Origin of the sequence: Modicisalibacter sp. 'Wilcox' (assembly GCF_010993675.1) — a bacterium.
Classification (GTDB): domain Bacteria; phylum Pseudomonadota; class Gammaproteobacteria; order Pseudomonadales; family Halomonadaceae; genus Modicisalibacter; species Modicisalibacter tunisiensis.
Genome location: NZ_WNXF01000001.1, coordinates 344262 through 359081, shown reverse-complemented (window position 1 = coordinate 359081; position 14820 = coordinate 344262). Strand labels below are relative to the sequence as shown.

The window sequence follows — 14820 nt, the reverse complement described above, 5'->3', positions numbered from 1 at the left end:
GAAGAAAGGCGTCAGGCACGCTGCCAGCGGCTGAGCAGGATCGACGGGATCGCGACGACCAGCAGGCTGCCGACCAGCAGCCAGAAGCCGTCCTGGTAGGCAAGGATCGAGGCCCAGATCGTCTCGATGCGGCCCATCAGGTAACCGGCCATGGCCGACTGGTGGATATCCGGCACCCCCAGATGGCCGGTCAGCTGGGCCAGCTGGCCCAGCTGTTCCCGGGCCTGGGTGTTGTCGGCGGTGACCCCGGCGTTGAGATGCTGGCCATGGAGGGCGGTGCGCCGGTCGAGCAGGATCACCAGACCCGCGGTGCCCAGCGCGCCGCCCAGCTGCATGACGAAGTTGATCGCCCCGGAGCCGTGCCCGGTGAGCTCGCGGGGCAGGGCGGCGATGGCATTGGACAGCGTGGGCGGCGGAAAGGCCGCCATGCCGATGGCCATGATCGCCATGTTGCCGGCGAGGAACGCGAAGGAGGTGTTCCAGTCCATCTGCGCCATGTGCCAGACCGCGATCATCGTGCAGGCCAGTCCCGGCAGGGTGATCCAGTGCGGCGGGTAGCGGTCGCTCAGCCAGCCGACCAGGGGCACCAGTACGCCGAGTACCGCCGTCGATGGCACGAAGATCATCCCCGCGCTCACCGGGCTGTAGTGCAGCACCGACTGCACGAACTGCGGCAGCAGGTACATGATGCCGTAGAACGAACCACCGAAGAGCAGCATCGCCAGGATGCCGACCATGAAGATCCGGTAGCGGAAGATCGCCAGGTCGATCAGCGGATGCGCGGTGCGCCGCTGCCAGGCGACGAAGATGGTGCCACAGAGCAGCGAAGTGCCGATCAGCTCGGGGATGCGCGGGTCGTACCAGCCCCAGCGCTGGCCGTTGGAGAGTGCCGCGAGCAGCGCGAACACCGCGATGAACAGCAGTATCGTGCCGGCCCAGTCGAAGGGCGGGCGCGGCCCCTTGCCCTCGCGGGGCGGCAGGAAGAAGTAGCCCATCGCCACGGCGGCCGCGCAGATCGGCAGGGTGATGAAGAACACGTAACGCCAGGTGAAGTTCTCCACCAGCCAGCCGCCGATCACCGTGGCCAGCGTCAGCGGCAGACCCAGGCACATGCCGTACATGGCCACCGCCATGCCGCGGCCCTCGGGCGGGTAGGCGGCGAACAGTGCCTGCATCGCCACCGGGCGGATCAGCCCGGTCATGGCGCCCTGGATGACGCGGGCGGCGATCAGCATCGTCATGCCCTGGCCCAGCCCGCCGAGAATCGACGCGGCGATGAACACCAGCAGCAGGCCCATGAAGGTGGCGCGCTGGCCGACCGCCGAGACCAGCCAGGGCGCGATCAGCAGCGACACCGTGGTCGAGGCCAGAAAACCGGTGGACAGCCACTGCACCTGGGAGGCGCTCATGCCGAAGGAGCCCTTGATGTAGGGGATCGCCACGTTGACGATGGTGATCGACATGCCCAGTGCCACCAGCCCCAGCATCACCGTGAGCGTGACCCACAGCTTGTAACGGGGGCCGTAGCGTTCGAACAGCAGATCCACCTGGCTCATGGCCGATACCTTCCCGGCGACTGGGCCGGACAGGAATGGACGTTCTCGAACACAGGAACCTCTCCTCGTGTTGTGCCGCGGGCCACCACTCATCCAAGCAGGCGGGCCGGCCTCCCTGGGGTGGGGGGAAACCGGCCCGAAGCTCTTGAACAGCAGACGGTGGCGCCAGTCAGGCGCTAACAAGTAGTTAAAATATCATTTGATAGCTAAGCATCATAACGCATCCGGACGGTGAGGCCCAGAGGCTGCGTGCAGAGCCGAGGTTCGGGGCCATCAGGGCCGCAGCGGCCCGGGAGCTGTCATTCGAGAAATGCCACGACCGCCTCGAGAACCGCTTCCGGTCGCTCCCGGTGAGGAACATGGCCACAGCCAAACAGACGCAGCATGGCGGGGCCGGCGGCATGTGCGACGAGCCGTTCGGGATGGCGTGGCGAGCCATACTCGTCACGGTCGCCGTGCAGCGCGAGCAACGGGCAGGGTACCCGCGCCATCACCCCGGCGAGTTCCCAGTCGCGAAACGCCTCACTCAGCCAGGTGTCCACCCAGGCGTTCAGCACCCAACGGGCCTTGTCACCGTGATAGCGGGCCAGCCGCGCCAGCTGCTCCGGCGCGGCGAAGGCCTGTTTCGCCTCGCGCACGCCGTCAAGTGTGCGCCTTTCGACAAAGCTCATGGCGGACTCGGTCACCAGGCCCCGGCAGGCTTCGGGAAAGGCTGCCGAGACATGCGCGGCCATGGCGCCGCCCACGCTGTGCCCGAAGGCGATGAAGTGTGTCAGTGCCAGGTGGGCGTGTATCGCCGCGAAGGCCTCCTGCGCCTCCATCTCTATGAAGTCGAGCGGCAACTGCCCGGGGTAGGGATCGGAGCGGCCGAAGCCAAGGCGATCGTAGGCGATCACCCGGCGGCCCGTGGCATCGGCCAGTTGCGCGGGGAAGTCGCGCCACAGGGCAATGCAGCCCAGCGACTCGTGGAACAGCACGATGGGCGGGGCATCGACGACACCCGACGGCAGCCAGCTACGGACAAAAAGGCGGCCTTGGGGGATGGGCACCCAAGTATCGTGGGTGGTGGGTGGCGTCATGCGAGAATGCCCCGGTGTGGCGTGTGACGGTGGATAGCAGACGTCAGAGTGCCAGCCGGCAGGCGATGAAGTCGAGAAACGCCTCGATGCGCGGCGACAGGGCACTGCCACGGTAGTAGACCGCCTGCACCGCCTCGCGGGCGTTGGGTGTCCGCATTCTGTCGCCGAGCAGGGTGACCAGCCGGCCGTGTCGAAGGTCGTCGTGGATCATGAACCGCGACAGGCAGGCGATGCCCTGGCCGGTCAGGCACAGTTCGCGGATCACTTCACCGCTGGACGAGGTGAGCGAAGGTGTGATGTTGGCGCCTTCCTGAGCCAGGCCCTCGACCGGCCAGTGATTGAGGTTGTCGGCATGTAGGAAACCCAGCAGGCGATGATCGCGCAGCGCCGTTGCGCTGCCGGGTATGCCGTGACGGTCCAGATACTCGGGACTGGCGACCAGTTGGAGTGGCGATCGGCCAAGAACCCGGGCATGCAATGTGGAATCCGTCAGGGGGCCGATGCGGATGGCCACGTCGGTGCGCTGTTCCAGCAGGTTGATGATGTCGTCGGAAGCCGAAAGCTCCAGGCGTATCCCCGGATAGCGGTCGGTGAAAGAGCCCACCAGTGGCACCAGTTGATGAAGGATGAACGGTGTGGCGGCGTCGACCCGCAGCGGGCCGCTCGGTTGGCTATGCCTCAGGCGTAGCGCCTCCTCGGCGGCCGCCAGCTGGCCGAGTCCCTCGCGAACCTGCTCGACGAAGCGTCGCCCTTCTGCGGTGAGGACCACGCTACGGGTGGTGCGGTTGAGCAGCGGCGTCTCCAGCTGGCGCTCGAGACGCTGTACCGCCCGCGATATCTTGGCCACCGGCACGTCCAGGTGGCGTGCCGCCGCGCTGAATCCGCCGCTGTCGATCACCGCGAGCAGCAGTTCCAGGTTGTCCGACCGGCTCTGCAAGCTTTCCTCCCGCACCTTGCGCGCTGTCGATTGTTGCTGGAATTGTAAAAGTCTTTCGAGTTTACGCTGGTTTTTCGTTCAGGGCAGCCAGGCCAGACTCCGTGCCATCCAAGGCACTTCCCCAAGGAGTCTTCTCATGCCTATCGCGCTATTTGCACTGACGCTCAGTGCCTTCGCCATCGGCACCACCGAGTTCGTTATCGTCGGCCTGGTGCCCACCATCGCCGGGGATCTGGGCGTCACGCTGCCCTCGGCGGGGCTGCTGGTCAGCCTCTACGCCACCGGAGTCGCCGTTGGCGCCCCGGTGCTCACCGCGCTCACCGGCCGGCTCAACCGCAAGTGGGTGCTGCTCGGCCTGATGACGCTGTTCATCGCCGGCAACCTGCTGGCCTGGCAGGCGCCCGGTTATGCTTCGCTGATCACCGCCCGGGTGCTAACCGGTTTGGCTCACGGGGTGTTCTTCTCGATCGGCTCGACCATTGCCACCAGCCTGGTCAGCAAGGACAAGGAGGCCAGCGCCATCGCCCTGATGTTTACCGGCCTGACCGTGGCGCTGGTTACCGGCGTGCCGCTGGGAACCTGGATCGGCCAGCACCTCGGCTGGCGGGCGACCTTCCTGGCCGTCGCCGGGCTGGGGGTGATCGCTCTGGTCGGCAGCGCTCTGCTGGTACCAAGCAACCTCAAGCAGTCCGCCCCAGCCTCCCTGAGCCAGCAGCTCAAGGTACTCACTCACCCTCGGCTGCTGCTGGTCTATGTCATCACTATCCTCGGCTACGGTGGCACCTTTACCGCTTTCACCTTCCTGGCACCGATTCTCCAGCAGGTCACCGGTTTTGGCGACAATGCGGTCAGCCTGATCATGCTGGTCTACGGAGCCTCTGTGGCGGTCGGTAACCTCTATGGCGGCCGGCTGGCCGATCGCTTGGGTGCGATTCGCGCGCTGACGCTGATTTTCACCGGTCTGGCCGCCGTATTGCTGGTACTCACCGTGGCTGCCGGCCACCCTGTGGCTGCCGTGCTTACCGTTCTTGTGTGGGGCGCCTTTGCCTTTGGCAATGTGCCCGGGTTACAAGTCTACGTGGTCCAGCAGGCTGAGCGTTTCGTGCCGCAGGCGGTTGATGTCGCCTCGGGACTCAATATCGCCGCCTTCAACATCGGCATCGCCCTGGGCTCGGTGACCGGTGGTCACGTGGTCGACGCCATGACGCTCCCCGATACTGCCTGGATCGGGGCGCTGATCGTACTCGTCGCGCTGGTGCTAACCTGGCTTTCCGGCACGCTCGACCAGCGCACGCGTTGCCGGGCGGCCACGACCGGCTGATTGTCGACCCACCGGGTCCATTGCCGGGGCTGGGTGCCCAGGCATGCGTTGCCGTCATCGGTTGCGCGGGCTATGTTGGCCGACGCGATCCATCAGAGAGGAAATGGCCGGCATGAACCAGTACGCGGTAGTGGCCCACGATTACACGGATGACGAGGCGCTTGACCGCCGCCTGAGCCGTCGGGAAGCCCACCTGGAGGGTGTCCGCCAGCTCGCCGATCAGGGGCGCTTCCTCAGTGGCGGGGCGATTCTCGATGACGCCGGGCGCATGGTCGGCTCCAGCGTGCATGTTCAGTTTCCCGACCGGCGGGAGCTGGACGACTGGCTTGCAGCAGAGCCCTATGTGACCGGGAAGGTCTGGGAGCGGATCGAGATCCGTGAGGTCAAGTTCTTCGATCCGAGTGCCTGACCCATCATGGCTGATAGCCGGACACGGCTTGCCGCTCAGGTTCGCCGCCTTCTCGAGACGACGCCCCGCGAGGCGCTTCCCATGACCTATCACCAGGTCGCGGAAACACTCGGGCTGCAGTCACCGCGAATCATTCAGCAGGTGGCTCTGGCACTGGAGGAAACGATGCGGGAAGACGCCGAAGCGGAGCAGCCCTTCATGGCGGCCCTGGTCGTCAGCCGACAAGGGCAGGGCCTGCCCGCCCGGGGCTTCTTCGATCACGCCGTGGCGCTGGGGCGTTTCCCCGAGGAACCGGCACGGCACATTGAAGCCTGGCGGGGGGAATATCGGCATGTCCTGGCGGCGAGGGGGAATCATTGACTCACTTTTCAGGCATGCAAAAACACCAGAGCCCGCCGAAGCGGGCCCTGGTGCTCGAAGCCTTGCGGCTCGAAAGCGCGGTCTAATCGATATTAGAGCGGCTTGATGTTCGCAGCCTGCAGGCCTTTCTTGCCCTGAGTGACGTCAAAGGAAACCTGTTGACCGTCCTGCAGAGACTTGAAGCCGTCAGCCTGAATTTCGGAGAAGTGGGCGAACAGATCGTCACCGCCGTCAGCGGGAGAAATGAAGCCGAAACCCTTGGAGTCGTTGAACCACTTGACTGTGCCAGTTGCCATGATCGAATTCCTTATGCGTTGAACGCTTTTGCGGTTACCGGGGACACCCCGGAATGAAGTGGGTGAGACAAGAGATATGTCCAGGTAACCGAATGCTTCGAGTACAACTGACAATATGCGACTTGCTAACCAACTGACGGCATAGTGCGGGCCTTTCGTTCTGGAGTCAAACAATTTTTGCCGGCCAGCCCAAAAAGACGGTGCTATATCGGTCGACGGGGGTCCGCGCAGCATGAGGGAACCCCCGGGGCCTGGGCGCCCCGCCGCCAGCCGATGAAGCCGTTCATGGCGTGGTGGCGACTGGCGGTGCTTCCCACCTCGCCCCGGTCAGGTCGCAGGAGACCTCCCACAGCCGCTCGGCCAGCATCGAATCGCGTGCCGCGGCGGTCATCCGGGCGCGTTTCGGTGCGCCGCGCGCCTCCCAGGGGCCGGCGGGGCCGAAATAGTCGCCCGGGCGCACCTCGTCGGCGGTGGCCGCATGCAGCACCGGGCGGGCACCGTCGGCGGCGGACTGGCTGATGAGCGGCATCAGCAGCCGGAACAGGCTGCCCACCAGGGCGCGGCTTCTGACGCCATGCTCGAACAGTGCCGTGCGCGACAGGCCGGGATGCGCCGCCACGCTGACCAGCTCCCAGCCTCGGGCGTCGCTGTGGCGTTGCAGCGCCTGGCTGAACAGCAGCATGGCCAGCTTGGACTGGCGATAGGCGCGCCACGGATCGTAATCGCGTTCGCCGTTGAGGTCCCCGAAATCGATGCGCCCGCTGCGGTGCGCCAGGCTCGACAGCTGCACCACACGCGGTGCCGGTGCGGCCTGCAACAGCGGCAGCAGCAGGCTGGTCAGCAGGAAGTGCCCCAGGTAGTTGACGCCCAACTGGCGCTCGAAACCGTCGCGGGTCATTTCCCGCGTCGGCGGTGCCAGGAGGCCGGCGTTGTTGACCAGCCGATCCAGCCTGGCTTCCTGCGCCTGCACCGTGGCGGCGAAGTCACGGACCGAGGCCAGGCTGTCCAGGTCGAGCGGCTCGAAGCGCACCGTTGCCTCGGGAAATTCGGCGCGCAGCGCCTCGGCGGCGGCGCGGCCCTTGTGCGGGTGGCGCGCGGCGACGATCACGCGATAACCCTGCTCGACGAGGCCCCGAGCGGTCTCGAAGCCGAGCCCGGTATTGGCCCCGGTGACGATCGCCAGCGGAGGGGCGCCGTTAGGGTTGCTCGTCACGGTTCAGCTGTTGCCGACCGTCTGGATCACCTCGAAGCCCTCGAACTTCGGCGGCCCCAGGTACAGCCCCTCGCGACGCGTCTGCCCGGCGTTGGCGTGGGCGGCGCGAAATGCCTCGGAATGCGTCCAGGCCTCGAAGTCCTCGCGCGAGCGCCAGAGGGTGTGCGAGGCGTAGAGGACGTGATCCTCCTCCTCGGGGCCGCGCAGCATGTGGAACTCGATGAAGCCAGGCAGGCCCTGGAGGTGAGTTTCGCGCTCCAGCCAGATCTGCTCGAACTCGTCCGTTCTCTCGGGATTGACCCGGAAACGATTCATGGCGATGAACATGGTACGTTCCTCACGGCCTGGGTGATGGATGTCCGGGGACGATGACACCTTCCCCGGAATGGAGCAAGGCGACGCCGGGCCAGCCGCAGTCTACTGTGGGAGGGGATTTATCCCCGATGGCGGAGCCCGGTGGCGGGTTCAGCGCGACTGAAGTCGCTCCCACGGCCAGGCTCCGGATGAACAACCTGCCGAGAGATCACGGCTAGCGGGCTGCCACCATTTCCTGATCCCTGCCGGTCAGGGTCATCCACACCACCACGGCAACGATCACGCCGAGAAACAGCAGGCTGGTGATGACGGTGCCGAATCCGAGACCGCCGTAGGCCACCGGTTGCGACAGCAGGTCGCCGAAGGAAGCGCCCAGCGGGCGAGTCAGGATATACACCAGCCAGAAGCCGAGAATGGCATCGAGGCCGAGGAAGAAGTAGCCGATCGCCAGCGACAGGATGATGGCCCCGAACAGGATGCCGGTCGCCAGGTACCCCAGGCCGAACTGCTCGGAGACCAGATCGCCCACGGCCGTCCCCAGCGCGAAGGTGAAGAGAATCGCCAGCCAGTAGAAGGCCTCGCGCCGTGTGGTGGTGATGGAATGAATCGACAGGGTGCCCTCCTTCCGGAACCAGAGCCAGAAGGTCAGGGCCAGCAGCACACTGAAGGCGACCGTGCAGGTCAGCAGGCTGACCCCCAGGTTGTCGACCAGGTTGTCGCTGATCAGGGTGCCGACGATGGAAACCAGTACCACGGCCAGCCAGTAGGACCAGGGCACATAGCGCCTGCGCGAGAACTGCAGGGCGAGGGCCACGACCAGAACCGCGGTCATCAGCAGCGAGGTGGTCGTCAGGCCCAGCCCCAGATTGACCGCCAGGTAGTCCGCGGCGGTTTCGCCCATGGTCACCGCCATGAGCTTGATGAGCCAGAAGCCGGCCGTTACCTGCGGGATCCGGTTGGGACGCAGGCCGTCCTGGGTCGTGGGTTCGGCTGTCAGTGCCTCGGTGTTCATGGCTGTCTCCTGATAACGCGTCATTGGCTGGAAAGGGCAAGCGCCCGGGCGGAGAGTTGATCGGAATGCACGTCGTCGTCGGCGTTGCAGCGCTGGGTGGCCCGGGATTGCAGGCTTCTTGCCTGGGCGAGATCGGCGTCACCGATCGCGCCATTCGCCAGGGCGCTGCGCAGCTTGCCGAGCAGGGTTTCGCAGGGGATGGCGTGGCCATTGGCGTCGGTCACGGCGATGCCGGCCACCTGCTGGACACCCCCCTTCGACCCGCCGGCCGAGGGATGGCTGAGCCGGTCCGACAGCGCTGTCAGCCGCTTTTTCACCGTCTGCGTATCGGGTGACCGGGCGCGAAGGGCCGCAAACACGCGATCGGCCGCCGCATCGACGTTGCCCCAGGCAGCGGGCGCCTTCGGGCGCAGCGAGGACTCGGCATCGTCCCATCTGGTCTCGAAGTCGGTGGCGCGGTGCTCGGCCGCACTCAGCTTCCCGGCTTCGACCAGCGCCCGGGTGTCGGAGACGATGGCCTGGTAATCCGTCAGGTCGCCGAGCGGGTTTGACGTGCCCGCACCGGCGGGCGGCTTATGGCCCGGTGACAGCCAGAGTTCCGTGGCGGAAAACACGCTGACCGGCACCACGATCAGCAGCGCGGCAAGCAGGATCTGTTTCATGGGTGGCTCCACGTTGTTGATGGACACCTCCCAGCTTGTGCGCGCTTGAATACTGTCGGCTTCACCGGGCTATACAGATTTGCAATGTTCCGGGAGGGCGGTCGACAGGTTGAAGATTTGCAATCTTTCGGGCAGGTCGCTGTGACATTGCGCGCCTAGCGTCATGGAGTGGCGGATGCTTTCACGCCACTGTCCATCAATCAGGAGATCAACATGATTCATTCGACCATGATTCGTCGCAGTGCCCTGGCCGGCCTGGTGCTGGCGCTTGCCCTGCCGGTATCACAAGCCATGGCAGACGATGACCCGACCGAGGCGAAGGACTTTCTGGCCTCGGGCATGACGGTGGCGCAAGCCGCCACCGCGGCCGAGGCGGCGGATACCGGGACGGCCATGTCGGTGGCCTGGGAACCTCGGGCGTCGGGAACCATGGGCTTCGCGGTAGAGCTGGCCCGGGCCGACGGCAGCGTGAACACCGTCCTGGTCGACCCGCAGGATGGCAAGGTGACACCGTGGGTCGCGCACGCCGAGGACAAGGAAAGCCATGATGAGGGTGAGCGACATCATGCTCAGGCAGGCGACGAGGAGGATGACGACTGACGTCCCTGTTGTGCCCGGAGCGACGGTATGGCATTACCGTCGCTTTTTCCGGTGACATGACGGGGAGCCATCGGTCAGGGGTACACTCGATGGTCGGCCTTCGGGAACAGGTTGCGAGTACGGCGTGAAAATACTGGTGATTGAAGATGACCGTCTGACCGGTCAGTACATCGTGGATGGCTTGCGTGAAGAAGGGCATGTCGTCGACCTGCTGACGGATGGCTCGCAAGGCCTGATGCAGGCGGCAGCGGGCGGCTATGACGTGCTGGTCGTGGACCGGATGCTGCCGAGCCTGGACGGGCTGGCCATCGTGCAAACGCTGCGTGGCGCGAGGCTTCCCGTTCCCATCCTGCTGTTGACGGCACTCGACGGGGTGGAAGACCGCATCGAGGGGCTCAACGCCGGGGCCGATGACTATCTGGTCAAGCCCTTCGTCTTCGGCGAGCTCTCCGCCCGGGTCGCCGCCCTGGCAAGACGCCCGCCGCCCGCGGAAGAGCCGACGGTGCTGCGGGCCCGGGATCTCGAGATGAACCTCCTGACCCGGCGGGTGACCCGGGCCGGGCAGGCCATCGACCTCCTGCCCCGCGAATTTGCCCTGCTCGAATGCCTGCTGCGTCGCAAGGGTCGCGTCCAGACCCGGACCATGCTGCTGGAAACGGTCTGGGGCATCCATTTCGATCCGCAGACCAATGTCGTCGAAACGCACGTCAGCCGGTTGCGCGGCAAGGTCGACAAGCCTTTCGACCAGGAGCTGATCGAAACGGTGCGGGGTGCCGGCTACCGGATTCCGGCATGAGCAGGCTGCGTTCGACCCCGCTGCGGCTCACGGCCACGCTGGTCGTGGTGTTCGTGCTCTTCACCCTGGCCGGTTACGCAACCGCCTATCTGGTCACGCGCACGTCCCTGTCCCGTGAGGTGAACGCCCAGCTCGAGCAGACCGTGGATATGCTGCGCGCCATTGCCGAGCCGGATGAAATCCGCGAGCGGATCGGCGAGATCGCCGCCGGGGCGCAACCTCGCGACCTGCTGCTGCGCTATACCGAGCCGGGCAAGCCGGTCCTGGGCAATCTCACGGTTCCCATCGAGGCGTCGGCGTACCGCGTGATCGGCCATGACGCGATTCCGCGCCCGTCATCCACGCTGGCGGACAGCTATCTGGCCTGGCAGGGGCCCGTCGGCGAGGGCAGGCTGACGCTGCTGGTGGGTCGCGACAGCCTCAACGAGCTGGGCGAAACGTTCGCCAAGGTGCTGCTGTTCAGCCTGGTGCCGGCGCTGCTGCTGGTGACCGCCATCGGCGCGCTGGTCGCCCGCCGGGCCCGGGATCGCGTCGAGGCCATTCGCTCGGCGCTCGCCAGGCTGACATCCGGCCACCATGACGCCCGGGTGACGATTTCGGGTGAGGTCGACGATGATCTCGGCCAGATCGGGGTGGCGGTCAATCGCATGGCGGAAGCACAGGAAGCGTCCATGGAGGCGCTGCGGCAGGTCTCTGCCGATGTCGCCCACGACCTGAGAACACCCATCCAGCGGGTTGCGGTGCTGCTCGATCGGCTGGATGACGGCTCGTTGACGGACTCGGCGCGTGGCACGATCGCCGAGGCGCGGGCCGAAACCGCGCATATCGTGGCGACGTTCCAGTCGCTGCTGCAGATTGCCCAGCTGGAAGGCGGCCAGGCGCGGGCCAGCTTCACGGCGGTTGATCTCGCCTCGCTGGCCGCCAGCCTGGCCGATGTCTACGAGCCGGCCGGCGAGGAAAGCGGCCACCGTCTCGAGGCCCGGGTCGTCGATGCCGCGATGGTCAGCGGCGACCGGACCCTGCTCGGCCGCCTGATCGCCAACCTGATCGAGAATGCCCTGCGCCACACCCCGCCCGGCCGGATTCAACTGATCGTCGAGGGCGGCCCCTCCCCGGTGCTGCGCGTGGTTGACGACGGGCCCGGCATTCCCGAGGGCGAGCGTTCCCGCGTATTACGGCGTCTCTACCGGATGGAGCGCAGCCGCACGAGCGAGGGAAGCGGCCTGGGGCTGAGCCTGGTCGCCGCCATCGCCGAGCTGCACGAGGCGACCCTGACACTGGAAGACGCCGCACCCGGGCTGCGGGTGTCGGTGTGTTTCCCGGCGCTATCGCACTCCGTGGGGGCCGGCCGCTAACCCGAAAGCACCGTCGGCAACCACAGGGCAATCGAGGGCCACAGGCAGACGATCAGGGCGCCGATGCACATCAGCACGAAGAACGGCGCTGCGGCCAGCGCCACGCGACCGATGCTTTCCCCGGTCAGGCCCTGCAGCACGAAGAGGTTAAAGCCCACCGGCGGGGTGATCTGACCAAGCTCTACCATGATGACCAGGAAGACCCCGAACCACAGCGGGTCGTAACCGGCCTGGACGATGATCGGCAGCGTGATCGGCAGGCTCATCACGGTGATCGAAATGCCATCCAGGAACAGGCCCAGCAGCACGTAGAACAGCGCCAGGGCCAGCAGCAGGGCGACCGGGGAGAACGCCTGGTCGGCGATCCAGCCCGCCAGTTCCCGCGGCAGGTGCAGGTAGCCCATGGCGGTGGACAGCAGGGCGGCCGCGATCAGCAGGCTGCAGACCATCACCGCACTGATCAGGGCACCGCTCAGGGCATCGATGAACAGCCGCAGGGTCAGCTGGCGCTCCCACAGGAGCAGCACCAGAGTGGCGGCACAGCCGACCGCGGCGGCCTCGGAGGGCGTGGCGATGCCGCTGTAGATGGCGCCGAGGACGATCACGATCAGTCCCAGTACCGGAGCGAGATTCAGCAGAGCGCCGCCCAGGCCGGTCGCGTCATCCTCACCGCGAGGCGCGATGCTCGGATCGATCAGGCTGCGCACGGCCACATAGCCGATGTACAGCGCGGCGATCAGCAGTCCGGGCAGCACACCCGCCATGAACAGCTTGCTGATCGAGACCTCAGCCTGGACGCCATAGACGATCATCACGATCGAGGGGGGTATCAACAGCCCCAGGCTACCCGCGCCGGCCAGGGAGCCGATCGACAGGTTGCGATCGTAGTGGCGCCTGGCCAGCTCCTGGGTGGTGATCTTGCCGACGGTCGCGGTCGTGGCGGCGCTCGAGCCGCTGACGGCGGCGAACAGGGTGCAGCCCATGACGTTGGTATGCAGGATACCGCCGGGAAGATGCCGGGTGAGCGGCGTCAGTCCCCGGAACAGCCGTTCGGAGATGTCGGAGCGAAAGATCAGCTCGCCCATGAGGATGAACAGGGGGATGGCCGAGAGCTCCCAGCTGTTGGCGGCGCGAAAGAGGATCTTGGAGAAGATCAAGCCGATGCGCTGGGCATCGAAGTCACCCAGCCCCCATAACGAGAGCATGGCCACGATGACCAGGCCGGAGAACACCCAGCTGCCGAGCGCCAGCACCCCGAGCAGCAGGGCGACGACGCCGGCGCCCGTGAGTAGCATGTCCATTCATTGTCCTCCGGGCGTGAAGGCCTGACGCTGCGCCAGGATCTGCAGCGTGCGTACGGCGAGCGCGAAGCAGAGCAGGTACAGGCCCAGCAGGACCGCGCTCTGGGGGATCCACAGCGGGGTCCTGGCCATCGTCTCGCTGATGATGCCGCGGGCATAGCTGCGCTCCACGGCCAGGGTCCAGTAGCGCGCCAGCCAGCCGAAGGCGAGCAGCGCCGACACGCTGGCGAACAGTTCCAGCGGCCAGCGCCAGGGCCGAGGAAGACGCTCGAGGACGAGTGACACACGGATCAATCCATCCTTCTCGAGGGCATAGGGCAGACCGAGGAAGGTCATGGCGGCCACACTGTAGCCGATGTATTCATCGAGAATGAACGTGGAGTGCCCGAACAGGCGCAGACCGATCTCGAGCAGGATGTGCCCGAGCATGTAGACCACGAGCAGCATGGCGATGCCGGCGCCCAGCGCCGCCAGGGCGCTGGACAGCCGGGTCAGGGCCAAGAGGACGGGGCCGGACCGGTCGCTGTCGTGCGATTCGGACGCCGCCATCATTCGGCCTCTTGGCTGCGATACTGCTCGAGAATGTCGCGGCCGCGCTCGCCGGCTGTCTCGATCCAGTTTTCGACCACCGGTTTGGCCGCCTTTTCCAGACTGGCCTGGAACTCGGGCGGAATGGGGTCGTGAATGGCCACCTGATGCTCACGCAACTGGGCGTAATTCTTCTTCAGTCGTTGCTTTACCACTTCCCAGTTATGGGCATCGGTTTCCTTCGCTGCCTGCAGGATCGCCTGTTGATTGGCCTCGCTCAGGTCATCGAAGGCGTCCCGGTTCATGTGAACCATGTTGAGTGGCACGGCGTAGTTGATGGCGCTGAAGTCGTTGAGGTGCTCCCAGAAGCTGCCATTGGCGCCGGCCTCGGCCGAGGTCAGTACGGCCTCGATGCCGCCGGTGGCGAGCTGGGGCACGACATCGGCCCAGGAGAGCTTGACCGGCGAGGCTCCGGCGTTCATCAGGGTTTCCGTGCCGTTGCGATCGTAGCTGCGAATCTTCAGCCCCTGGAGGCCCTGCATGCTGGTCACCGGGGTCTTGGACCAGATGCCGCTGGCCGGCCACGGCGAGGCGTAAAGCAGGATCTGATTGTTGTCCTTGAAGACCTTGGCGTACTCGGGGCGGGCGATGTCGTAGAGCCGGTGGGCGGATTCGACATCGTCCGCAACAAAGGGCAAGGACGACAGCAGGAAGATGGGGTCGATGCCGCCCAGGGTGCCGGAAAGGCTGTCGGCGATCTGTACCGCATTGTCGGCCACGGCATAGAAATTGTCCGCCGATCGGAAGCCCAGAGAACCACCAGTATGCAGGGTGATATCGACCTGGCCGTCGGTGAGTTCCTTGACCCGGTCGATGAACCAGGCGTCTCCCTGGGCATGGATAGAACTGGCATTGTACTCGTTCGAGAAATCCATGCTGGAAGCCGAGTAGGCGGGGACGGACAGTGCCGACAGGCCGAGCGCTACCAGTGAATTTATTAGCATATTGCCAGGATAAATAGCGAATTTTTCAAGCATATTCGGGTCCTTTTGTTTGTAATGGTTCGCCTATAAAGGCTTC

General features: G+C 65.8%; 17 protein-coding genes. 6 read left to right on the top strand and 11 right to left on the bottom strand.

The window, feature by feature from the left end; genetic code table 11:
• Positions 1-11 precede the first annotated feature (11 nt).
• From G7A98_RS01560 to G7A98_RS01550, 3 genes are all read right to left on the bottom strand, one after another.
• Positions 12-1556, bottom strand: coding sequence for a DHA2 family efflux MFS transporter permease subunit (locus G7A98_RS01560; protein ID WP_163647720.1), 1545 nt, complete (start codon positions 1554-1556; stop codon positions 12-14).
• Positions 1557-1855: 299 nt separating this feature from the next.
• Positions 1856-2635 (bottom strand): alpha/beta fold hydrolase, encoded by a 780-nt coding sequence (locus G7A98_RS01555; RefSeq protein ID WP_163647719.1) that lies wholly within the window; start codon positions 2633-2635, stop codon positions 1856-1858.
• A gap of 43 nt (positions 2636-2678) precedes the next feature.
• Entirely contained in the window at positions 2679-3572 is an 894-nt protein-coding gene (locus G7A98_RS01550) for a LysR family transcriptional regulator (RefSeq protein ID WP_163647718.1), read from the bottom strand.
• Positions 3573-3708: 136 nt separating this feature from the next.
• On the opposite strand from G7A98_RS01550, the gene G7A98_RS01545 reads away from it, so the two are divergent.
• The 3 genes from G7A98_RS01545 to G7A98_RS01535 all read left to right on the top strand — a co-directional run bounded on the left by G7A98_RS01545 (position 3709) and on the right by G7A98_RS01535 (position 5662).
• On the top strand, positions 3709-4893 hold the full coding sequence (locus G7A98_RS01545) for an MFS transporter (protein WP_163647717.1): 1185 nt from the start codon (positions 3709-3711) through the stop codon (positions 4891-4893).
• A 112-nt stretch (positions 4894-5005) separates the two neighbouring features.
• Positions 5006-5302 carry a YciI family protein gene (locus tag G7A98_RS01540; protein WP_163647716.1) on the top strand — a complete coding sequence of 99 codons (297 nt, stop codon included), beginning with the start codon at positions 5006-5008 and terminating at the stop codon, positions 5300-5302.
• 81 nt (positions 5303-5383) lie between these two features.
• Positions 5384-5662: a hypothetical protein gene (locus tag G7A98_RS01535; protein ID WP_346427251.1), complete on the top strand. Its 279-nt coding sequence runs from the start codon at positions 5384-5386 to the stop codon at positions 5660-5662.
• Positions 5663-5754: 92 nt separating this feature from the next.
• On the opposite strand, the gene G7A98_RS01530 is transcribed toward G7A98_RS01535, so the two are convergent.
• From G7A98_RS01530 to G7A98_RS01510, 5 genes are all read right to left on the bottom strand, one after another.
• A complete protein-coding gene (locus tag G7A98_RS01530) occupies positions 5755-5958 on the bottom strand; it encodes a cold-shock protein (protein WP_163647714.1) in 204 nt (67 codons plus the stop codon).
• 283 nt (positions 5959-6241) lie between these two features.
• Entirely contained in the window at positions 6242-7171 is a 930-nt protein-coding gene (locus G7A98_RS01525) for an oxidoreductase (protein WP_163647713.1), read from the bottom strand.
• Between the two features lie 3 nt (positions 7172-7174).
• Positions 7175-7498 carry an antibiotic biosynthesis monooxygenase gene (locus G7A98_RS01520; protein ID WP_163647712.1) on the bottom strand — a complete coding sequence of 108 codons (324 nt, stop codon included), beginning with the start codon at positions 7496-7498 and terminating at the stop codon, positions 7175-7177.
• 202 nt (positions 7499-7700) lie between these two features.
• Positions 7701-8498 (bottom strand): hypothetical protein, encoded by a 798-nt coding sequence (locus G7A98_RS01515; protein ID WP_163647711.1) that lies wholly within the window; start codon positions 8496-8498, stop codon positions 7701-7703.
• A gap of 20 nt (positions 8499-8518) precedes the next feature.
• Positions 8519-9160 carry a hypothetical protein gene (locus G7A98_RS01510; RefSeq protein ID WP_163647710.1) on the bottom strand — a complete coding sequence of 214 codons (642 nt, stop codon included), beginning with the start codon at positions 9158-9160 and terminating at the stop codon, positions 8519-8521.
• Positions 9161-9373: 213 nt separating this feature from the next.
• Between G7A98_RS01510 and G7A98_RS01505 the strand changes: the two genes are divergently transcribed.
• The 3 genes from G7A98_RS01505 (at position 9374) to G7A98_RS01495 (ending at position 11911) form a co-directional block, all read left to right on the top strand.
• Entirely contained in the window at positions 9374-9760 is a 387-nt protein-coding gene (locus G7A98_RS01505; protein WP_163647709.1) for a hypothetical protein, read from the top strand.
• A gap of 124 nt (positions 9761-9884) precedes the next feature.
• Positions 9885-10556, top strand: a complete 672-nt coding sequence (locus G7A98_RS01500; protein ID WP_163647708.1) for a response regulator transcription factor — start codon at positions 9885-9887, stop codon at positions 10554-10556.
• Positions 10553-11911: an ATP-binding protein gene (locus tag G7A98_RS01495; RefSeq protein WP_163647707.1), complete on the top strand. Its 1359-nt coding sequence runs from the start codon at positions 10553-10555 to the stop codon at positions 11909-11911. The genes G7A98_RS01500 and G7A98_RS01495 overlap by 4 nt, the downstream gene beginning before the upstream one ends.
• On the opposite strand, the gene G7A98_RS01490 is transcribed toward G7A98_RS01495, so the two are convergent.
• Genes G7A98_RS01490 through G7A98_RS01480 form a run of 3 tightly spaced genes read right to left on the bottom strand, consistent with a single transcriptional unit; the run spans position 11908 to position 14675 of the window.
• A complete protein-coding gene (locus G7A98_RS01490; protein WP_163647706.1) occupies positions 11908-13212 on the bottom strand; it encodes a TRAP transporter large permease subunit in 1305 nt (434 codons plus the stop codon). The genes G7A98_RS01495 and G7A98_RS01490 overlap by 4 nt on opposite strands.
• Complete coding sequence (locus G7A98_RS01485; protein WP_163647705.1) at positions 13213-13764, bottom strand: TRAP transporter small permease; 552 nt, start codon at positions 13762-13764, stop codon at positions 13213-13215.
• Positions 13761-14675 carry a TRAP transporter substrate-binding protein gene (locus G7A98_RS01480; RefSeq protein WP_240464646.1) on the bottom strand — a complete coding sequence of 305 codons (915 nt, stop codon included), beginning with the start codon at positions 14673-14675 and terminating at the stop codon, positions 13761-13763. Before G7A98_RS01480 ends, G7A98_RS01485 begins: the two co-directional genes overlap by 4 nt.
• Positions 14676-14820 lie beyond the last annotated feature (145 nt).